Consider the following 21,050-nt stretch of genomic DNA (forward strand, 5'->3'; position numbering starts at 1 on the left):
GATCCGCATCGGCACCGCCGCCCCCGGCAGCGCGCAGGCGCGTCGCGATACGGCCTATCTGCCCGAGGCGGTCTCGTTCCACCCGGCCCTGACCGGGCGCGAGCAGCTGACCCTGTTCGCCAAGCTGTCAGGCACCCGCGCCGACGTGCCCGCCCTGCTGGACCGTGTCGGGCTGGGCGACGCGATGGACCGCCGGATCGGCGCCTATTCCAAGGGGATGCGGCAGCGGTTGGGCCTTGCGCAGGTGTTGCTGGGCCAGCCGAAACTGGCGCTGCTGGACGAACCTACCTCGGGGTTGGACCCGATCTCGCGCCAGGACCTGTACGCCATCATCGACGAGCTGGCCGCGCAGGGCACCGCGGTGCTGATCGCCAGCCATGCCCTGACCGAGGTCGAGGCCCGCACCGACCGCATCGCCATCATGCGCAAGGGTCGGATGGTGGCCGATGACACGCTGGCCAACCTGTCGGCGCTGGCCGGGTTGCCGATCCGGCTGAAGCTGCGCGCCCGCGCCAATGCCGACGCGCTGGCCGCCGAACTGGGCGGCAACCGGGTCAACGGCGCCTCGGTCGAATTGCTGTGTTCGCCCGCCGACAAGATGCAGGCCCTGCGCCGCATCGCCGCCATGGGAGATGCCGTGGCCGACGTAGAAATGACCCCGCCCAAGCTGGAAGACCTCTATCGCCACTATGCTCAGGAGGCGCTGCAATGACCCGTTTCCTTGCCATCACCCGCACCGAGATGCTGATCCTGCGCCGCAACCGCTGGCTGCTGGTGGCGACGCTGATCATGGTTCTGTTCGCGCTGGCCCTGACCTTTGCCGGCAGCGCGCCCACCGGCACGCTGGGGGTCGACATGCTGACGGTGTCGGTCGCCTCGATGACCACGCTGTCGGTATATCTGGCGCCGCTCTTGGCGCTGATGATTTCCTTTGACGCAATCGCCGGTGACGTGGACCGGGGCAGCCTGTCGCTGCTGCTGTCCTATCCGGCGGGGCGAGGGGAAATTCTGCTGGGCAAATTCACCGCCCACCTGGCGGCGCTGGCCTTTGCCATGACGGTCGGTTTCGGCACCGCCGGGGCGGTCGCCGCGTGGTTCGGCGGCGCGGGCGCGGACAGCCTGTTCGCGCTTGGCCGGCTGATCGTCACCTCGATCCTGCTGGGCGCCGTGTTTCTGGCGCTGGGATACCTGCTGTCCGCCCTGGCGAGGGGCGCAACGGCGGCGGCAGGTCTGTCGGCCGGGCTCTGGCTGGTCTTCGTCGTCCTCTATGATCTTGGGCTGTTGGGAGCCGTCGTCATGGACAAGGGCGGCGTCTTCACCCAATCCGTCTTTCCCTGGGTGATGGTGGCCAACCCGGCCGACGCTTTCCGTCTGTGGAACATCGCCGCCACCGAGGGCGTGGCCATGGCGTCCGGCATGACCGGCGCGGCGCAGGCCCTGCCCGTCTGGGCGGCGCCCGCCTCGCTGCTGATCTGGCCGGTGCTGGGCTTTGCCCTGGCCCGGCTGGCGTTCCGGAGGGTCGAGCCATGACACGCCTTGCCCTGATTGCCTTTATCGCGCTGGCGGCCTGCAAGGAAAAGCAGGCAGCCGCCCTGCCGGATCCGGTCGATCTGACCGAAACCGCGCTCAGCTATTTCTGCCAGATGAACGTGGCCGAACACGGCGGGCCCAAGGGGCAGATCCATCTGGAGGGCTATCCCGCGCCGCTGTTCTTTGCCCAGGTGCGCGACATGGTGGCCTATCTCAAAAGTCCCGAGCGCGATGCCGAAATCACCGCGGTCTATGTCAGCGACATGGGCGCGGCCCCCAGCTGGCACGAGCCCGGAATCTCGAACTGGGTCGCCGCCGATCAGGCCACCTTCGTGGTGGGCGCCGGCGTGGCAGGCGGCATGGGCGCGCCCGAGATCGTGCCCTTTGCCACGCCGGACGCCGCCGCGCGGTTCATCGAAACCTATGGCGGCACCGCCCTGCCCCTGACCGACATTCCCGACGATGCGGCGCTTGGCCCCGTCGATCTGAACCAGGTATTGGAGACACCAGCATGACCTCCCTTTCCCGCCGCCGTTTCCTGACCATCTCGGCCGCCTGCGCCGCCTTGCCGACCGTGGCGCGCGCCGCACCGGTGGCCCGCTGGCGCGGCACCGCGCTGGGGGCACCCGCCAGCCTGCAGCTGGTCGGGCTGAGTGACGCGCAGGCCGAACCGATCATCGCCGCGCTCGAGGCCGAACTGGACCGTCTGGAGAATATCTTCAGCCTGTACCGGCCGGACTCGCAGCTGAGCCGCCTGAACCGGGACGGCACCCTGCCCGCCCCGGCGCCGGAGCTGCTGCAGGTGTTGGCCCAAAGCGCCGCCCTGCACGACGCGACCGGCGGTGCGTTCGACCCGACCGTTCAACCGCTGTGGATGTCGCTGGCGACCGGCGCGACGGATGCCGAAGCGGCGCAGGCCCGGGCGCTGGTCGGCTGGCAGGGGGTTTCGGTCTCGGCCGACGGCATCCGCCTGCCCCATCCGGGCCGTTCGGCGCTGACGCTAAATGGCATCGCGCAGGGCGCCGTGACCGACCGGATCGCGGCGCTGCTGCGGGCGCAGGGGCTGACCGATGTGCTGGTCGACATGGGCGAGATAGCCGCCATCGGCACCCGCGCCGACGGGTCGGACTGGCGCGTCGGCCTGGCCGGCCCCGAGGGCGTGACCCGGCGCATCGAACTGCGCGACCGGGCGGTGGCGACCTCGGCCCCTGATGCGACACAGCTGGCCGGGCGTCATGGCCACATTCTGGGCCCGCAGGGTCAGCCGGTCCGGCATCGGGCGGTTTCGGTCTCGGCCCCTGACGCGGCGCTGGCCGACGGGCTTTCGACCGCGCTGTGCCTGCTGCCCACCGACCGGATCGCGCCGGTTCTGCAACGCTTCCCCGAGGCCCGGCTCGAGATGCTGATCTGACCGGAATGACCGTCCCGGAACTCTGCCGTTGAAATTTGTCGCGCGATAAGAAAAGGTAAAACAGCGACAAATTCAGAGCGGCGCGGGCCTGGCCCCGCGCCAGAGGCAAGGCATGGCACCCAGAAAAATCCGGAACATGGAGGAGTTTGCGGCGGTCAGCGGGATCTCGCGCCCGACGGTATCGAAATATTTCAACGATCCCGACAGCGTCCGACGGTCGACCCGCGAACGGATCGAGCAGGCGCTGGAGCGGTTCGACTATCGCCCCAACATCTTTGCCATGAACCAGAACCGCAAGCTGACCAAGAATGTCGGCATCGTGGTGCCCTATCTGGCCGACCCGTTCTTTGCCGAGATCGCCCGCAACATCGAAGAAAAATGCATCGAGGCCGGGTTCCGTCCGACGCTCTACAGCGCCTATGGCGACCCCGCGCAGGAGGCCGAGATCCTCGACAGCCTGCGCGCGCTGAAGCCGGCGGGCGTGCTGCTGGCACCGCTGGGGCGCGATTCCGACCGGTCGTTCATCGAGAAATTCTGCAAGGACATCCCCACCATCCTGTTCGACAGCAACCTGGAAGGCATGGGCGCGGCCTTTGTCGGTTCCGACAACGCGAGCTTCATCGAACAGACCGTCGATTACCTGTGCCGCAGCGGCGAACCGCCCGCGTTCTTCGAGATGCGGCACCCCGCCAACCCCAACGCCAACAAACGCCGCATCGCCTACATCAAAAAAATGGAGAGCCTGGGCTTTGAGCCGCAGGTGATCAAGGTCGACGGTCGCGGCTGGGGGTTCGAGGAAATCGGCCGTCAGGGCGCGTTCAAGCTGTTGGAACAGCCCAGCCTGCCCTCTCGCACCATCCTGTGCAGCAATGACCGGCTGGCCATCGGGTTCCTGTCGGCCTGCTATGAAAAGGGCCTGCGGGTCGGGTTGGGCGAGGATTGCGACCTGCGCGTCGCCTCGCATGACGACCATCCGTTTTCCAAGTTCACCTGCCCGTCGCTGACCACCGCGGCGCATGACTACACCGCAGTATCGAATCGCTCCGTCGAGACGCTGACGCAACTGGTCGAATCCGGTGGGCGGCTGAGCGCCCGCACCGAAACCCTGTTTCCCGCACGTCTGATACTGCGGAGTTCGGCCTGATTTTCGACACCTTTTTTACGCGCGTAAAATTTTAGTTGACGCGCGCCAAATAATTCGTGATGCTTTCCTCCAGGTAATTCGACACCAGGGAGGAAAGAATGTACCTGAAATCCGTTCTATGGGCGGCAAGCGCAGCGGCTTTGACCGCCGGCGCCGCAACTGCAGAGACGATCACGATCGCCACCGTAAACAACGGCGACATGATCCGGATGCAGAAATACACCGACAAGTTCACCGAAGCGACCGGCCACGAGGTGGAATGGGTCACTCTGGAAGAGAACGTATTGCGCCAGCGTGTGACCACCGACATCTCGACCAAGGGCGGCCAGTTCGACATCATGACCATCGGCATGTACGAAACGCCGATCTGGGGCGCGAACGGCTGGCTTGTGCCGCTGGACGGTATGTCCGCGGAATATGACGTGGACGACATCCTGCCCGCGATGCGCGGCGGCCTCAGCCACGACGGCACGCTGTATGCGGCGCCGTTCTATGGCGAAAGCTCGATGATCATGTACCGCACCGACCTTATGGAGAAGGCCGGTCTGGAGATGCCCGAGGCGCCGACCTGGCAGTTCATCCGCGAAGCGGCGGCTGCGATGACGGACCGCGACAACGACATTAACGGCATCTGCCTGCGCGGCAAGGCCGGTTGGGGTGAGGGCGGCGCCTTCATCACCGTGACCGCCAACTCGTTCGGCGCGCGCTGGTTCGACGAAGACTGGAAACCCCAGTTCGATCAGCCCGAGTGGAAAGAGGCGCTGACCTTCTTCGTCGACATGATGAACGAATCCGGCCCCGCCGGGTATGCCACCAACGGCTTCAACGAGAACCTGTCGCTGTTCCAGCAGGGCAAATGCGGCATGTGGATCGACGCCACCGTTGCCGCATCTTTCGTGACCAACCCCGACGACTCGACTGTCGCCGATCAGGTTGGATTTGCTCTGGCGCCGAACTCGGAAGGCGTTGACAAGCGCGCCAACTGGCTGTGGGCCTGGGCCCTGGCCATTCCGGCCGGCACCCAGAAAGAGGACGCCGCCAAGCAGTTCATCGAATGGGCCACCTCGAAGGAATACATCGAACTGGTCGCCGAGAACGAGGGCTGGGCCAACGTTCCGCCGGGTGCGCGCACCTCGCTGTACGAGAATCCCGATTACAAGGACATCCCCTTCGCGCAGATGACGCTGAAGTCGATCCTTGCGGCCGATCCGGAAAACTGCTGCGTCAAGGCGACGCCGTATACCGGGATCCAGTTCGTCGCCATCCCCGAATTCGCGGGCATCGCCACCCAGGTGAGCCAGGAATTCTCGGCGGTCTATGCCGGACAGCAGTCGGTTGACGAAGCTCTGGCCAAGGCACAGGCCTTCACGGCCGAAGAAATGGAAGCCGCAGGGTACTGAGGCCTCCTCCCGGCGGGTGGGCAGGTTTCTGTCCCCCGCTCTCCCCCTTCCACAACCCGTGTTAGTCTCGCAGGCAACAAGTCGCCTGAACAGAGAGGTCTTGCGTCATGGCAACTCAACACTCCCGATCCGTCGCACGCCTGATGATGGCGCCCGCCGTGGTCCTGCTGCTGGGCTGGATGCTGGTTCCGCTGACGATGACGCTGTATTTTTCCTTCAAGAAATACCTGCCGCTGCGCGGCGGTGACCTGGGTTGGGTCGGGTTCGACAACTACGTCCGGTTCGTGACCTCGAGTTCCTTCTGGCCCGCCGTTCAGGCGACGCTGGTGATCGTGGGCGGTGTGCTGGCCATCACCGTGGTGCTGGGCATCCTGCTGGCGCTGCTGCTGGATCAGCCGATGTGGGGCCAGGGCGTCGTGCGCATTCTGGTGATCGCCCCGTTCTTCGTGATGCCCACCGTTTCGGCGCTGGTCTGGAAGAACATGTTCATGGACCCGGTCAACGGCCTGTTTGCCCATCTGTGGCGGTTCTTCGGCGCCGAGCCGATCTCGTGGCTGTCCGAGGCGTCGATGCCGTCGATCGTGATGATCGTGTCCTGGCAATGGCTGCCCTTTGCCACCCTGATCTTGCTGACCGCGATCCAGTCGCTGGACAGCGAACAGCTGGAGGCCGCCGAAATGGATGGTGCGCCACCGCTGAAACGCTTCTTTTTCATCATCCTGCCGCATCTGAGCCGCGCGATCACGATCGTCATCCTGATCCAGACGATCTTCCTGCTGTCGATCTTCGCCGAGATCTTCGTGACCACGGGCGGCGCCTTCGGCACCCGCACCCTGACCTATCTGATCTACCAGCGCGTGCTGGAAAGCCAGAATGTCGGGCTGGGCTCGGCCGGCGGGGTCTATGCCATCATCCTTGCCAACATCGTCGCCATTTTCCTGATGCGCATCGTCGGCAAAAACCTGGACGCGTGAGGAGGACGAAAACATGGCCCGCACCGTCACCACACCACGCAAGCTGATCAACACCGCCTTTGCCTGGGCTGTCGGCCTGCTGATCTTCTTCCCGATCCTCTGGACGATCCTGACCAGCTTCAAGACCGAGGCCCAGGCCATCGCCAGCCCGCCGATCTTTCTGAACTTCGACTGGACACTGGAGAACTATGCGGTGGTTCAGGAACGGTCGAACTACATGCGGTATCTGTGGAACTCGATCATCATCGCGGGCGGGTCCACCCTGCTGGGCGTGATCGTCGCGGTGCCCGCCGCCTGGGCCATGGCCTTCGTGCCCTCGGCGCGCACCAAGGATATCCTGTTGTGGATGCTGTCCACCAAGATGCTGCCGGCGGTGGGGGTTCTGTACCCGATCTACCTGTTGTTCATCCAACTGGGCCTGTTGGACAGCCGCGCCGGCTTGGTGGTGGTGCTGATGCTGATCAACCTGCCGATCATCGTCTGGATGCTGTACACCTATTTCCGTGAAATCCCCGGCGACATCCTGGAAGCCGCGCGCATGGACGGCGCCACGCTGAAAGAGGAAATCCTTTACATCCTGACGCCGATGGCGGTGCCGGGCATCGCCTCGACCGTGCTGCTGAATTTCATCCTGGCCTGGAACGAGGCGTTCTGGACCCTGAACCTGACCGCCGTCGACGCGGCCCCGCTGACCGCGTTCATCGCCAGCTATTCCAGCCCCGAGGGCCTGTTCTTCGCCAAGCTCAGCGCGGCATCGACCATGGCCATCGCCCCGATCCTGATCCTTGGGTGGTTCAGTCAGAAACAACTGGTCCGCGGCCTGACCTTCGGCGCCGTGAAGTAAGGAAAGACACATGGGACGCATCGTACTTGAGAAAGTCAGCAAGAGCTTTGGCGACGTGGAAGTCATTCCGCCGCTGGATCTGGAAATCAACGACGGCGAATTCGTGGTGTTCGTGGGCCCCTCGGGCTGCGGGAAATCCACCCTTCTGCGCCTGATCGCAGGGCTTGAGGACGTCAGTGGCGGCCGAATCCTGATCGACGATCAGGACGCCACCGCGGTGCCGCCGGCCAAGCGGGGCCTGGCCATGGTGTTCCAGTCCTACGCACTTTATCCGCACATGACTGTGCGCAAGAACATCGCGTTTCCGCTGCGGATGGCCGGGCTGGACAAGGCCGAGCAGGACCGCCGTGTGGAACAGGCGGCCGAGGTTCTGAACCTGACCGACTATCTGGACCGCCGCCCCGGCCAGCTGTCGGGCGGCCAGCGCCAGCGGGTCGCCATCGGCCGCGCCATCGTGCGCGAACCGGCGGCCTTCCTGTTCGACGAGCCGCTGTCGAACCTGGACGCGGCGCTGCGCGTAGGCATGCGGCTGGAGATATCCGAGCTGCACAACCGGCTGGAAACCACGATGATCTACGTCACCCATGACCAGGTCGAGGCCATGACCATGGCCGACAAGATCGTGGTCCTTCAGGCAGGCGTGATCGAACAGGTGGGCTCGCCGCTCGAACTGTACCGCGCGCCGCGCAACAAGTTCGTGGCCGGCTTCATCGGCTCGCCCAAGATGAATTTCATCGAAGGCACCGAGGCCGAAAAGCACGGCGCCCACACGATCGGCGTCCGCCCCGAGCACATTGCCGCCTCGCCCAACGAGGGCCTGTGGAAGGGCACGGTCGGGGTGTCCGAACATCTGGGCTCGGACACGTTCTTTCACGTCCATGTGGACGGCTTCGCCGAGCCGATGACCGTGCGCGCCGGCGGCGAGGTCGGCCTGCGCCACGGAGACACGATCCATCTGACGCCGGAGGAGGACAAGATCCACCGGTTCGACGCGGCAGGGCTGCGGATCGCATGAACCGGCTGGTTGGAAAACGGGCCCTGATCACCGGGGCGGCGCGGGGCATCGGGCTGGCCTTTGCCCAGGCCTATGCCGCCGAGGGCGCGCAGGTGGCGCTGGCCGACATCGACGTGCAGCAGGCGCGCAAAGCCGCGCGCGCGATCGGGCCGCAGGCGATTGCGGTCGAAATGGATGTTTCGCAGCAGGACAGCATCGAGGCGGGCGTGGCCGACGCCGCGGCGCGGATGGGCGGGGTCGACATCCTGATCAACAACGCCGCGATCTTCACCGCCGCCCCGATCGTGGAAATCACCCGCGCGGATTACCAGCGCGTGTTCGACATCAACGTTGCCGGCACCCTGTTCACGATACAGGCGGTCGCGCGCCACATGATCGAGCAGGGCACCGGCGGCAAGATCATCAACATGGCCAGCCAGGCCGGCCGCCGGGGCGAGCCACTCGTGGCGGTCTATTGCGCCAGCAAGGCGGCGGTGATCAGCCTGACCCAATCGGCGGGGCTGAACCTAATCAAACACGGGATCAACGTGAATGCCATCGCCCCCGGCGTGGTGGATGGCGAGCACTGGGACGGCGTCGATGCCTTCTTTGCCAAATACGAGGGCAAGGCGCCGGGTCAGAAAAAGAAGGAAGTGGGCGAAGCGGTGCCCTTCGGCCGGATGGGCCGGGCCGAGGACCTGACCGGAATGGCGGTCTTTCTGGCCTCGTCCGAGGCCGACTACATCGTGGCCCAGACATACAACGTGGATGGTGGAAATTGGATGAGCTGATGGTGGAGCGCCCCGCGGATACCCGACCGGTCCGGTTGTGTCAGGCCAATTTGGACGCGTTGCCCAAGGGCGTGCTGCGGCCCGAATACGATCGCGCGGCACTGACGCCGGGGATCGTGCATATCGGGGTGGGCAATTTTCATCGCGCGCATCAGGCTTGGTACCTGCACCGGCTGATGCAACAGGGCGCGGCGCAGGATTGGGCCATCATCGGCGCCGGCGTGCGCGCCTATGACGCCGAGATGCGGCGCAAACTGCTGGCGCAGGACTGTCTGACCACGCTGGTCGAGCTGACCGAGGGCCAGCGCCGTGCCGAGGTGACCGGCGCGATGATCGACTACCTGCCCCCGCAAGAGGACAACGGCCCGCTGATCGCGCAACTGGCCGATCCGGCGATCCGCATCGTGTCGCTGACCGTGACCGAGGGCGGCTATCTCGTGCACCCTGTGACCAAGGGGCTGGACACCGACCACCCTGACATCCGCCACGATGCCGCCAATCCCGACCGTCCGCGCACCGCCTTCGGTGCCATCGTCGCGGGCCTGCGACGGCGGCGCGATGCGGGCATGGGTCCGCTGACCGGGCTGAGCTGCGACAACCTGATCGGCAACGGGCAGGTTCTGCGTCAGGCGGTGGTTGGGCTGGCGCGACTGTCGGACCCGGATCTGGCCGACTGGATCGCCACGCAATGCACCTTTCCCAACTCGATGGTCGATTGCATCGTGCCCGCCACCGGCCCGACCGAACTGGAGCTGGTGCGCGCGCTGGGGATCGACGACGCCGCCCCCGTCACCCATGAAAGCTTCCGCCAATGGGTGATCGAGGATGCCTTTTGCGCCGGTCGCCCGGATTGGGACAAGGTCGGCGCCACATTTACCGACCGCGTTCATGACTATGAGGTCATGAAGCTGCGCATTCTGAACGCGGGCCACCAGGTTCTGGCCAATGTCGGCGAGATCCTGGGCCTGAATACGATCGCAGACTGCATGGCCGATCCGCTGGTTTCTGCATTCTTCCGAAAGGTTTTGGTCGAAGAAATCGCGCCTTTCGTGCGTCCGGTGCCCAATCAGTCGGTTGCGGACTACATAACCTTGATCGAGGAGCGGTTCCGCAATCCATCCATCGTCGACACCACGCGGCGCGTTGCTTTTGACGGATCATCCCGGCATGTGGGATTTGTGCTTCCCACCGTCTATGATGCATTGGCCGCCAGCGCGCCGATCAATGGGCTGGCCCTGGTCGAGGCGCTGTGGGCCCGCATGTGTGCCGGCACTCGCGAGGATGGAAGTATTATCGAACCCAACGATCCCAACTGGTCCGATCTGGTCACCTCGGCCAACGCGGCCCGCGACGACCCGACCACCTGGCTTGAGCAGACCCAGTACTATCAGGACCTGTCACAATCCGGCGCGTTTCGCGACGCGTTTGACCGGTGGCTCAGGGTGATCTGGGATCAGGGAGCGCGCCAGGCCCTGACGACGTATCTGGGCGACCAAACCTGACCGATGCAGGATCTAGCAGTGTGCGGCTTTGCCCAAGCCCTCTTCTGCATCGAACAGGGTCTCGGCAACCGACGCCGCATCGTCCAGATGCCGTTCGACGGCTCGGCGCGCGGCGGAGGGGTCGCCGGACTGAATCGCAGAACAGATGGCCTCCATATGTTCGATCCCGGGGCGGTCGCGTTCTGTTGCCGCCAAGGTCATCATCCGCAACCGGCTGATCCGACCATTCAGGCGCTGGACTACATCCCAGGCCACATGATGCCCTGCCCCCTCAAAAATCTCTGAGTAGAAATTGGAAGTGGCGCGGAAGATCGAGCCCGGTGTCTTGTCCACGAAACCTTGCTTGAGCCGCACCAGCGCCCCATGCAGGCTGCTGGCCCTGTCTGATGTGATATTGCGCGTGCAGTTCTCGGCGGCCGCGGTTTCCAGCATGCGGCGGATATCGTAGATCTGCCGTGCCTCGTCCCGTGTGATCGAAGCCACGATCGGCCCGCGCCCGGGCAGAATTTCGACCAGCCCCTCGGCCTCGAGATAGCGGATCGTTTCCCGGATGACTGTCCTGCTGACACCAAGCTGATCACATAGCGGACGTTCTACCAGCCGTTCGCCGGGCTGGAAAACACCTTCGATGATGGCCTCGCGCATGCGCTCCTGCACCATGTCGCGCAGGGTAGCCGGGGGATGATCGATCTTGGTCAGTCTTGGCGATGTCATGGACGGGAATCTATCGGTCGCGCGTTGCCTCAGCAAGGTATGATTGACATCCTGTCTTATGGTATACCATCATGCCGGAAACGGAATCACAGGACCTTTGCGATGCCCGCCACCATCCGTAAAACACTGCTGCATGTCGAAAACACGCTGATCGAAGGTGGCAAAGCCGCCGAGCGCCCTTTGACCTTGATCGCGGCGGTTGCCGTCATCACCAACCCCTGGGCCGGCCGCGGCTTTGTCGAAGATCTTCGTCCGGAGATACACGATTGTGCTCCGGGGCTGGGCCACATGCTGACCGAGATGATTCTCGAGGCGGCCGGCGGCGGTGACCGGGTTGAAGCCTATGGCAAAGCCGCCGTTGTCGGAGTGAATGGCGAGGTCGAGCACGGGTCGGCCCTGATCCATACCCTGAGGTTCGGAAATGCCTATCGCGAGGCGGTTGGTGCAAAATCCTACCTTGCCTTCACCAACACGCGCGGACCGGCGAATGCGGCCATGCAAATTCCCCTGATGGACAAGAATGATGGTGGGCGGCGCAGCCACTATCTGACCATCCACCTGCAGGTCGCCGACGCTCCGGCCCCGGATGAGATCATGATCGCTTTGGGCGCCTCGATCGGAGGGCGCCCGCATCATCGCATCGGAGATCGGTATCAGGATCTGAAGGATTTGGGACATGACGTCGACAATCCGGCAGCTGTCTGAACCATTCGGGCGTCTTGGCTTGCGCTTCGCCGGCCCCCCCGATGGCGAACCTCTGGTCCTGTTGCACGGGGTCGGTATGCAGTCGGAGGCCTGGGCGCCGCAGATCGACGCCTTGTCCGACTTGCACGCGGTCTACGCACTGGATCTGCCAGGGCATGGCCAATCCGATCCGATCGCTGTGGGGGCGCAGCTACCAGCATTTGTGGAGTGGCTGCGGGTGGCGCTGGACGCTTTGAACCTGGATCGCGTGAACCTTGCCGGTCATTCGATGGGCGCACTGATTGCCGGCGGGTTTGCGGTCGAACATCCCGATCGGGTTCGACGCGTTGCCCTGTTGAACGGAGTGTTTCGGCGGGACGATCAGGCCCGGGACTCTGTGCTGGCGCGCGCCGGCTTGATCAGCGCCGGAACGTTTGATCTGGAAACCCCGCTGCAACGCTGGTTCGCAAACAGTCCGGCCGACCGCACCGCTCGGGACAGGGTCGCCGCATGGTTGGCCGCGGTCGACATAAACGGCTATTCGGCGGCCTACGATGCCTTTGCCCGGGGCGACATGGTCTACGCTGATCGCTACCCTCAGATCTCTTGCCCTTTGCTGGCGTTGACGGGTGCTGAGGATCCGAATTCCACACCCGACATGACCCGCGCCATCGCCGCGGCCGCCAAGGGGCAGGCGGTTGTCGTCGAGGGTCATCGGCACATGGTGAATCTTACTGACCCAAAGACTGTCAACGCGGCCCTTGTTCAATGGCTGAATACCCCAACGCACGAAAGGACGCCCGCATGACCGATTTCGACCCTCGCGCCCTGCGCAGCGCGTTCGGAACCTTTCTCACCGGTGTCACGGTGGTCACGACCCATGACGAATCCGGCCGACCGATCGGCTTTACCGCCAATTCTTTTTCCTCGGTTTCGCTGGACCCTCCGCTGATCTCGGTCTGTCTTGCCAATACTTCCAGCAATTTCAACACATTCTCTGAAGCCGCCGGTTTCGCCGTCAACATTCTGTCGGAGGATCAGATCAGCGTTTCGAACACCTTCGCACGCCCTTCGCAGGACCGGTTTGCCGGTGTCGATTGGAAGCCAGGACCCAACGGCGCACCAATCCTTGACGGGGTTTCAGCCTGGTTTGACTGCTCGGTTTTCAAGACGGTCGAAGCCGGCGACCACCTGATCCTGATCGGTCGGGTCGAGGCCTTCGACCACTCGATCGCACCTGGCCTGGGTTATGCCCGCGGCGCCTATGTGACGCCTGCCGCCGAAGCCCTGGCGCTCAACCGTCGCGCGGGCGTCGTGGTTTCCGCGTTGATCGAGCGGGACGGCCAGATCCTTCTGCTGGACGATGGCAACGGCGGGCTGACCATTCCGGCAACCGAGGACATGGAGAACGGCGCCGATACTGCAATGGCCCAGTTGATCGCGGAATGTGGGATCAAGGCAGAACCGGGCTTTATCTATTCGGTCTACCAGGACAAGTCGCGACGACAGCATATCTCGTTCCTTTGCCAAGCCGAGGACGGCACTCCAGCCAACGGGGCTTTTTCGCAGATCGTCGAGTCGACGCTGATGGATGTCGCGGACCCGGCGATCTGTACGATGCTGGAACGTTTCGCCCGGGAAAGCCGCATGGGCAATTTCGGCATATACTACGGAGATGAAACCAGCGGACGGGTCAAACCGTTGGTTCGGGGGAGTTGACATGAAGTTCTCGCTGTTTGCGCATATGGAGCGGATTTCGCCAGAGCAGGACCAGAAGCAGTTGTATGACGAGTTCATCCAACTGTGCAAAATCGCCGACGACGGCGGGATGCATGCCGTCTGGACGGGCGAACACCACGGGATGAATTTTACTATCGCACCCAACCCGTTTCTCAGCCTGATTGACGTGGCTCGACACACCCGGAATGTCCGGCTGGGCACCGGCACCGTGATCGCGCCGTTCTGGCATCCGATCCGTTTGGCCGGTGAGGCCGCGATGACGGACATCATAGCCGACGGACGGCTGGATCTGGGCATTGCCCGCGGTGCCTACAGTTACGAATACGAACGCATGATGCCTGGCATGGATGCGTGGGAAGCCGGGCAGCGCATGCGCGAACTCATCCCTGCCGTGAAACAGCTCTGGCAGGGAGATTACGCCCATGACGGCGAATTCCACCAATTTCCCAAGACCACCTCGTCGCCCCTGCCCCTGCAACCTGGTGGGCCGCCCATCTGGGTGGCCGCACGCGACCCCAACAGCCACGAATTCGCCGTAAGCTCAGGGTGCAACGTACAGGTCACGCCATTGTGGAACGGCGACGACGAGGTCATCGACCTTATGGCCAAGTTCAATGCCGCCTGCGCAAAGTTTCCTGACATGCCGCGCCCCAAGATCATGTTGCTGCGCCACACTTACGTGGCCGAAGATCAGAACGACGTAAAACAGGCCGCCATCGAGTTGAACCGGTTCTACTGCTATTTCGGCGCATGGTTCATGAACAAGCGTGACGTTACCCAGGGGCTGATTGCCCCGCTGAGTGATGCCGATATCGCCGAGCATCCGTTCTATTCGCCCCAGAACATGGAGCGCGACCTTGTCATCGGAACAGCCGATACCGTGATCGACCGGCTTCGGAGAAGCGAGGAACTGGGGTATGACGAGTATTCATTCTGGATCGACTCCAGCATGCCGTTTGAACGCAAAAAGGCCTCGTTGGAGCGTTTCATCAAGGATGTGATGCCGGCCTTTCAATAGGGGAATTCGGGATGCAACGGTTTCAGAACTATATCGGCGGCACTTTCCGCGATGGCGACACCTGGTTCGAAAGTGTCGACCCATCCACAGGTGAGGCTTGGGCGCAGATGCCCGCCGCCAGCCCAGCTGATGTGGACCAGGCCGTGATGGCAGCGGACCAGGCTTTCAGATCCCCGGAATGGGCGTCACTGACCGCAACTGCGCGGGGCAAGCTGCTATACCGGTTGGCAGATCTGATTGCTGAAAACGCACCGAGACTGGCCGAGCTGGAAACCCGCGACACTGGAAAAATCATCCGCGAAACCTCGGCGCAGATTGCCTATGTCGCGGATTACTATCGTTACTACGCGGGCCTCGCGGACAAGATCGAAGGCGCCCATTTGCCCATCGACAAGCCAGATATGGAAGTTTGGCTGCGGCGAGAACCCGTGGGGGTTGTCGCGGCGATCGTGCCCTGGAACTCACAATTGTTCCTGTCGGCGGTCAAGATCGGCCCGGCCCTAGCGGCCGGTTGCACAGTGGTGCTGAAGGCCTCGGAAGTGGCCCCTGCCCCAATGCTGGAGTTCGCGCGGATCTTTCACAAGGCCGGGTTTCCCGAAGGCGTTCTGAATGTTCTGACGGGTGGGCCCGATGTCGGCGCTGCCTTGACCCGGCACGACAGAATTGCCCATGTCGCCTTTACCGGTGGGCCGGAAACGGCTCGGCATATCGTGCGAAACTCGGCCGAGAATCTGGCGTCTACCTCTTTGGAGCTGGGTGGAAAGTCGCCCTTTATCGTGTTCGAGGATGCGGATCTGGACAGTGCGGTCAACGCTCAGGTTTCCGGAATTTTCGCGGCGTCGGGTCAAAGCTGCGTTGCCGGGTCGCGGCTTGTGGTTCAGGCATCGATCAAGGACGCGGTCCTGGACCGTCTGCGGCAAAAGGCCGAAGCGGTCGTGATCGGCGCACCGGATGATATGGCGACCGAAGTCGGGCCCCTGTGCACGCAGCGGCAGCAGAAATGGGCCGCCGAACTTGTCACCCGGTCGCAGGCCCAAGGCGCGCAATTGATTACTGGCGGCCAGCCGCTTGATCGCGCGGGATTCTACTTTCCACCGACCATTCTGGATTGCAGTCGGGCGCGCGATGCTGATTGCTTGACGCACGAATTCTTCGGCCCCGTCCTGTCGGTCGTTTCCTTCGAAACAGAGGATGAGGCCATCGCGATCGCAAACGATACCCGGTTTGGCCTGGCCTCGGGCGTGTTCACGCAAAACCTCACGCGGGCCCATCGGATGGTTCGATCAATCCGAGCCGGCATTGTCTGGGTCAACACCTACCGCGCAGTCAGTCCGATCGCTCCGTTTGGGGGGCATGGATTGTCGGGGCATGGGCGCGAGGGCGGGCTGCAGGCTGCATTGGACTACACCAAAATCAAGTCCGTTTGGCTGCGCACCAGCGACGACCCTATTCCTGATCCTTTTGTCATGCGCTGACCCGCCGGCCACCTCGAAATGCGTAAAACTCGGCAGGAAACTCAGAGACCACGAAACAGATCGGCTTGGCAGTAGCTTGCCCACCGTTACACACTGCGCATCCCGGTTGCAGCGTATTCGAGTTGCAAAACAAGGGTTCAGATTCCACAAGCCGATTTCGAATAGTGCGTGAGGTTCACCGCGCCCGAATTCACTTCGCTCTGCCCGATGAATGGACAGGCTGACTATGGTCATCTGGTGATCGATTGAATTCGGGGGGCTGGCTTGTCAGGTCGAAGTCGCTGAAACTGTTCCTGGGATCGTTCCGAAACCACGGCTCCTTCCAAGAGAACTGCACCGTTTCCGTTGCCCGGCGCCGGGGCAGGTTTCCGACGCAGCGGTGGTTGCGGACTGGAAGGCACTGGTATCCACGTGGCGGCATCCCGATCGACCTGTCTTGGCAAACAGGCGCGGGGTCTGCGTTTGGTCAACCCTGAACAGATGCAGCCTTACTTGGTGGCGCTGACATCTCCGGGGACGCACCCACGGGCGCAGAACCTCATGTCGCTGGGCGCAACAGACCAAACGTCAACATCATTCGGCGGCTTGTTCTTGAAGTCGATATCAAGGCAACTTGCGGCCTTCGGAGTGTAGTACTTGTTTCTGGGGTCGACATTGCCGAGTTGGTCAAACCCGGAAATTAGACGCATATTCGGTCCCCATCTTTCGCCATGCAGTGTCAGATTGGAGTAATAAGCCATCAGCTTGATCGATTTACCCTGCGCGAACATCTTGTAGGTCATCTGGACCCCACCGATTGTCTTGTCGATCGGCCCCTGTTCCAACCCGGAACCAATCGAGATGACCCACCGGCGCTTGAGCGGGATGGAAATATCAACTCCGTCTTCACTGCATTCCAGCAATTTGTACGAAAAAATGTTCAGCACGGCGTTTGTTCTAATCGGGTTCGTGTGAAGCCTTAGAACGCTGTAAACCGGCTTGATGGTGGCACTTTGGATCGGAGCACCGTTGACGACACAATTTTTCTGCAGCACCGCAAGTTCCGTCAGAACCATGTCCGAAAAGGACGACGCAAAACCACCCTCTAGGGACTGCGCCATAAGCGCCGACATTCCGGGGGCCTCCAAAACCCGCGTGGAGTCTCCGTATTCACGGAAAAGTTCAACGGGATTCAAGGAAACCAACTGACGGTCAGCTGAAAACAGCAGGTTCTCAGGATCATTTTCATCCACGATTTGATGATACTGAAAGGTAAACAACTCGGTGCCGCCGGAGTACTGCGGTATCCCATCTTCAAATTTTACGGTTCCGTCTTCGGACAAAATCTCCTGGGCCTTTGCTGGTCCGTGGATTGCAAGCGCCATCGCTGCGCCAAGAATTGAAACGCCTAAAGCCTTAAGTCTGAACATGATTATCCCCAGTTTTTTGATCTAAAAATCGAAACAATGCCATCAAACACTATCAAATTTTCGTATATGTTTCAATAATCGCACCTTTCGGCAGTTCGGCTGAAGTTATGTCCAGACCAAAAACCTGGCGTAAAAACTGCGTCGAACCGGGTGGTTCACTTCATTGCGACTTCGGACTGCGCATTGCGCAAGGCCGCCTCGACCCGGTCGGTGAATGGGAGCTGGTACCGGACACTCCAGGATTTCTCACCCGCTCGCACAAGTTCGATCACCTTCAAGCCTTCAGCGATCTCTCCGGCCATCAAGTGCGCGTCTGCGAGCAACGTCTGAGCGTAGAGAACGATCTGAGTTGAACCTGTATCAACATAGGCGTCGATCCCGGCCGAGATCTCGGCGATCCCCTCGGCAGGGTGACCTTCTGATGCCCGCGCCCAGCCGTGCAGGATGCGGCCCCAGGCATCCCAGTAGTGGAACTCCCGTTGCCCACTGATCTCGAGAGCCCGGTTGACCATATTCAGCAATGCACTTGTGTCGCCCAATATCTGATAGATGGTCGCCAGGATGTTCAGCCCGTAGCAACGCGTGAAATCGTGTGGTTCACGACTGATCCGCTCAGCCAGTTCCGTTAGCTCGGCGCGAAACGTTTCGCCGTCTCCGCTTTGCAGCGCCACGGCCCAGCACCGCATCGCCTGATCAACCAAGTATATGTCTGCCTCGTGATAATTCAGCAGATCGTCCGGATCAGTTGCCCCGCGTAACGCAATCGCTCGGTCGAAAGCAGAAATGGCGACCTCCAGACGGCCGAGCATGAAGTTGCTCATGCCGATATTGTGCGCCGCGAGCGCCTCCATCGTCGGGTTTTCCGCGCGCCGTGCGACCTCCTCCAGGTAATCACACAAAGCCAACGCGCCCCTCGGATCGCCCAGAGTCAACTGAGCACCGAACTGCACATGCACGGCCAAAAACGCATCCGTCACACTGGCGGAGGAACGGTCAAGCAGGTGGCGGAACCGGTCCAGATTGGCCAAAACCTCTTTCGACCCGAACGCCCTGGTACTGAGGGCCACGTTCAGCATCTTGCGCAGCGAAATCTCTTCTCGATCCCGTTCGGGGCTTGGGGTGATTTTGTCGTTCTCGGTCAAGGCTTCATTGAGATGGTGGATGGTTTCTTCGTTGGCAAATCGCTCGCCCGAGATGACTGCCGCCCGGCGCCACGCGTCCCGGGCCTGTTTGGGCATGTCCGCGCGGGCATAGTGCTGGGCCAGCAATTCAGGGATCTGACCCACAAGGTCACTGAACGAAGTGTCGAGGACCTCGGCGATCCGGCTGTGCACCGCCCGCGCCCGACTGGGCAACATCAGGTCATAGGCCGCGTCCCGTATCAAAGCGTGGCGGAACGCATAGGCACCTCCCATATTGACCCCGCGCCGCACCAATATTTGCGCTTCGACCAACTCGTCCAACATGCGCAGGGTTGCCTCATACGATTGACCGCTGACCGAACTGACCATCGCAGGCAGGATGTTGCGGTCAATGGCGGCGCAGACCGGCACGATATCGCGGGCCGTGCTCAGCCGGTCGAACATGGCCCAGAACAGTTCCTTGAGCGTCGATGGCAGTGCCTGTTGCATCTGCATTGCGGACGCGTCCGTCTGGTCGAAGAACCCGTCCTGGATCATTCGTGCCATCTCTTCCGCAAACAGAGGGACGCCATCCGTCCTGTTCGCGATCCGGTCTTTCATGGTCTGTGTCACTTGCTTGGACTGCAAAAGCGCATCCAGCATCTGGTGGACGTGGTCCCGGTCGAGGCGGGAAATCGTCAGCGGGACGACACCCTCCCGGCCTTCCCACGGTGGATGGTAGGACGGGCGGAACGTGCACATGATCATGACGGGCATGGACCTGAAGCGCTCGATCAACAAAGCGATGATTTCCTCAGTCGAGGGATCGATCCAATGCAGGTCTTCAAACAGCAACAGAACCGGTCGATGCCGCGCCAGCGCAGCAACGGTCTGTACCAAGGCCTCCTGAAACTGCTGCTTGAGCCGGTCAAAGGGCAGTTTCAGCAGGTCTTCCTCGGCCTCCACCGGCAACGACATGGCATAGGCAAACAAAGGAAGATAGTCTTCCGGAACCTCCGACCATTCCTGAAACAGTTGCCTGAGTTTGCGCAGCTTCCGCTGGTCGGAGTCGGTTCTGCGGAAATCGGCCATGTGGCTGATCCAGCTGAGAACCGGGAAATGGGCACTTCGCTCGTGGTTGGGCGAGCATTGGAACCCAAGCCGCAGATATTGTTGCTCTTCGAATCCGCGGGTCGCTTCCTCGACAAGACGCGATTTTCCGATGCCGGCCTCACCGGAAACCATAACCGCCTGCCCTTCTCCATTCAGTGCGGCCTGCCAATGCTTCTTGATCGTCGCGACCTCATCGACCCGGTTGACGAAGGGCGAGCCTTGATCTCCGGGACGCGCCTGAAACCGCAGCATCGGCTCTTCCGCACTCAGAACTTTCCAGATGCCGATCGGGTTCTCAAACCCCTTGAGGCTTTGCTTCCCCTTCCACTCGCAACGAAAGTTGCTCCCGATCAGCAGCTTGGTGTGCTCGCTGATGGCGACCGTCCCAGGGTCCGCCAGTTCCTGGATACGGGCCGCCAAATTCGGCACCTCACCGACCACCAGACCTCCCAAAGTCGAGTGATTGTCAACCACGGCTTCCCCGGAAGAAATCCCGACCCGAACCCCGATGACCTCACCCTTGCCGTGTTTGATACGACCAATGGAGCCGCAGATTTCCAGTCCGGCGGCAACAGCCCTTTCCGCATCGTTCTCTTCGACCGTCGGATAACCGAAATAAGCAACCACTCCATCTCCGATGAATTGGGCAATGTGCCCCTGGTGCCGGGTCACGACATCAAAACAAAGGGCTTGATAGTCGTGCAGAACGGAGCGGTACTCCTCAAGATCCAGATGACTGGACAATTCAGTCGATCCAACGAGATCGACAAAGACCAAAGTCAGATACCTGCGTTCGGGGACACCTTCCAATGCCGTGGGTTGAGGCGCGTGAGGCCCAGTTTGCGATGACGTGAGAGCATTCTCGGAATGTGAAACGCCACCTTGATCCGAGCGAAGCGCCTCGATCGCCCGCATCATGCGTTTGCGATCCCCGAGGTTCAGTCCAAGCTCGACAAGGTCATTTTCAGTGAGGGTGGCAAGAACATCCAATTCGATCGCGTTCGAGGCGAACACATCATGGTACTTCTCAAGGGAATACCTCTCCAACCACGCCTTGATGTCAGCCATCTTCAGTCCTCGGTCGAAATTACTTCAATGTGCTTTGCCTTTTGTCCAATCGGCGTCAGTCAGAGAGACCTGGTTTCTGACGAAGCTAAAATATGTCCGACCGTATGCCGGCCCTTAT

19 protein-coding genes and 1 pseudogene are annotated in these 21,050 nt (G+C 62.0%); 17 read left to right on the forward strand and 3 right to left on the reverse strand.

The window, feature by feature from the left end:
- The 11 genes from AC2FM5_RS11960 to AC2FM5_RS12010 form a co-directional block, all read left to right on the forward strand.
- Positions 1 to 712, forward strand: a 712-nt coding sequence (locus tag AC2FM5_RS11960) for an ABC transporter ATP-binding protein (RefSeq protein ID WP_496735759.1), incomplete at its 5' end; no start/stop codon positions are given.
- Positions 709 to 1,530 (forward strand): ABC transporter permease, encoded by an 822-nt coding sequence (locus AC2FM5_RS11965; protein ID WP_170435895.1) that lies wholly within the window; start codon positions 709 to 711, stop codon positions 1,528 to 1,530. The genes AC2FM5_RS11960 and AC2FM5_RS11965, both read left to right, overlap by 4 nt.
- Positions 1,527 to 2,045, forward strand: coding sequence for a nitrous oxide reductase accessory protein NosL (locus AC2FM5_RS11970; protein WP_496735763.1), 519 nt, complete (start codon positions 1,527 to 1,529; stop codon positions 2,043 to 2,045). The genes AC2FM5_RS11965 and AC2FM5_RS11970 overlap by 4 nt, the downstream gene beginning before the upstream one ends.
- Positions 2,042 to 2,941 carry an FAD:protein FMN transferase gene (locus AC2FM5_RS11975; protein ID WP_496735765.1) on the forward strand — a complete coding sequence of 300 codons (900 nt, stop codon included), beginning with the start codon at positions 2,042 to 2,044 and terminating at the stop codon, positions 2,939 to 2,941. Before AC2FM5_RS11970 ends, AC2FM5_RS11975 begins: the two co-directional genes overlap by 4 nt.
- 112 nt (positions 2,942 to 3,053) lie before the next feature.
- The gene (locus tag AC2FM5_RS11980) at positions 3,054 to 4,085 is read left to right on the forward strand and encodes a LacI family DNA-binding transcriptional regulator (RefSeq protein WP_170359665.1); all 1,032 of its coding nucleotides are present in this window, start codon (positions 3,054 to 3,056) and stop codon (positions 4,083 to 4,085) included.
- A gap of 98 nt (positions 4,086 to 4,183) precedes the next feature.
- Complete coding sequence (locus AC2FM5_RS11985; protein ID WP_496735768.1) at positions 4,184 to 5,485, forward strand: ABC transporter substrate-binding protein; 1,302 nt, start codon at positions 4,184 to 4,186, stop codon at positions 5,483 to 5,485.
- 107 nt (positions 5,486 to 5,592) lie between these two features.
- Positions 5,593 to 6,459 carry a carbohydrate ABC transporter permease gene (locus AC2FM5_RS11990; protein ID WP_149775359.1) on the forward strand — a complete coding sequence of 289 codons (867 nt, stop codon included), beginning with the start codon at positions 5,593 to 5,595 and terminating at the stop codon, positions 6,457 to 6,459.
- Between the two features lie 13 nt (positions 6,460 to 6,472).
- On the forward strand, positions 6,473 to 7,303 hold the full coding sequence (locus AC2FM5_RS11995) for a carbohydrate ABC transporter permease (protein WP_170341115.1): 831 nt from the start codon (positions 6,473 to 6,475) through the stop codon (positions 7,301 to 7,303).
- A gap of 10 nt (positions 7,304 to 7,313) precedes the next feature.
- A complete protein-coding gene (locus AC2FM5_RS12000; RefSeq protein ID WP_496735770.1) occupies positions 7,314 to 8,318 on the forward strand; it encodes an ABC transporter ATP-binding protein in 1,005 nt (334 codons plus the stop codon).
- Entirely contained in the window at positions 8,315 to 9,088 is a 774-nt protein-coding gene (locus AC2FM5_RS12005; RefSeq protein ID WP_170596349.1) for an L-iditol 2-dehydrogenase, read from the forward strand. Before AC2FM5_RS12000 ends, AC2FM5_RS12005 begins: the two co-directional genes overlap by 4 nt.
- On the forward strand, positions 9,088 to 10,590 hold the full coding sequence (locus AC2FM5_RS12010; RefSeq protein ID WP_496735773.1) for a mannitol dehydrogenase family protein: 1,503 nt from the start codon (positions 9,088 to 9,090) through the stop codon (positions 10,588 to 10,590). Before AC2FM5_RS12005 ends, AC2FM5_RS12010 begins: the two co-directional genes overlap by 1 nt.
- A 12-nt stretch (positions 10,591 to 10,602) precedes the next feature.
- Here AC2FM5_RS12010 and AC2FM5_RS12015 read toward each other — a convergent pair whose 3' ends face one another.
- Positions 10,603 to 11,304 carry a GntR family transcriptional regulator gene (locus AC2FM5_RS12015; protein ID WP_496735775.1) on the reverse strand — a complete coding sequence of 234 codons (702 nt, stop codon included), beginning with the start codon at positions 11,302 to 11,304 and terminating at the stop codon, positions 10,603 to 10,605.
- Positions 11,305 to 11,406: 102 nt separating this feature from the next.
- Between AC2FM5_RS12015 and AC2FM5_RS12020 the strand changes: the two genes are divergently transcribed.
- The 6 genes and pseudogenes from AC2FM5_RS12020 to AC2FM5_RS12045 all read left to right on the forward strand — a co-directional run bounded on the left by AC2FM5_RS12020 (position 11,407) and on the right by AC2FM5_RS12045 (position 16,697).
- Positions 11,407 to 12,009 (forward strand): amino acid synthesis family protein, encoded by a 603-nt coding sequence (locus AC2FM5_RS12020; RefSeq protein ID WP_496735777.1) that lies wholly within the window; start codon positions 11,407 to 11,409, stop codon positions 12,007 to 12,009.
- Entirely contained in the window at positions 11,981 to 12,796 is an 816-nt protein-coding gene (locus tag AC2FM5_RS12025; RefSeq protein WP_496735779.1) for an alpha/beta fold hydrolase, read from the forward strand. The genes AC2FM5_RS12020 and AC2FM5_RS12025 overlap by 29 nt, the downstream gene beginning before the upstream one ends.
- Entirely contained in the window at positions 12,793 to 13,707 is a 915-nt protein-coding gene (locus AC2FM5_RS12030; RefSeq protein WP_496735781.1) for a flavin reductase, read from the forward strand. Before AC2FM5_RS12025 ends, AC2FM5_RS12030 begins: the two co-directional genes overlap by 4 nt.
- 1 nt (position 13,708) lies before the next feature.
- The gene (locus AC2FM5_RS12035) at positions 13,709 to 14,746 is read left to right on the forward strand and encodes an LLM class flavin-dependent oxidoreductase (protein ID WP_170341728.1); all 1,038 of its coding nucleotides are present in this window, start codon (positions 13,709 to 13,711) and stop codon (positions 14,744 to 14,746) included.
- Between the two features lie 11 nt (positions 14,747 to 14,757).
- The gene (locus AC2FM5_RS12040; protein WP_496735783.1) at positions 14,758 to 16,221 is read left to right on the forward strand and encodes an aldehyde dehydrogenase; all 1,464 of its coding nucleotides are present in this window, start codon (positions 14,758 to 14,760) and stop codon (positions 16,219 to 16,221) included.
- A 93-nt stretch (positions 16,222 to 16,314) separates the two neighbouring features.
- Positions 16,315 to 16,697 (forward strand): annotated as a pseudogene (locus AC2FM5_RS12045) (preQ(1) synthase).
- Between the two features lie 12 nt (positions 16,698 to 16,709).
- On the opposite strand, the gene AC2FM5_RS12050 reads toward AC2FM5_RS12045, so the two are convergent.
- Both AC2FM5_RS12050 and AC2FM5_RS12055 read right to left on the reverse strand, forming a co-directional pair.
- Complete coding sequence (locus AC2FM5_RS12050) at positions 16,710 to 17,630, reverse strand: hypothetical protein (protein WP_496735785.1); 921 nt, start codon at positions 17,628 to 17,630, stop codon at positions 16,710 to 16,712.
- Between the two features lie 155 nt (positions 17,631 to 17,785).
- On the reverse strand, positions 17,786 to 20,932 hold the full coding sequence (locus tag AC2FM5_RS12055; RefSeq protein ID WP_496735787.1) for an adenylate/guanylate cyclase domain-containing protein: 3,147 nt from the start codon (positions 20,930 to 20,932) through the stop codon (positions 17,786 to 17,788).
- Positions 20,933 to 21,050 lie beyond the last annotated feature (118 nt).

This window comes from Ruegeria sp. BHSA162 (assembly GCF_059613385.1).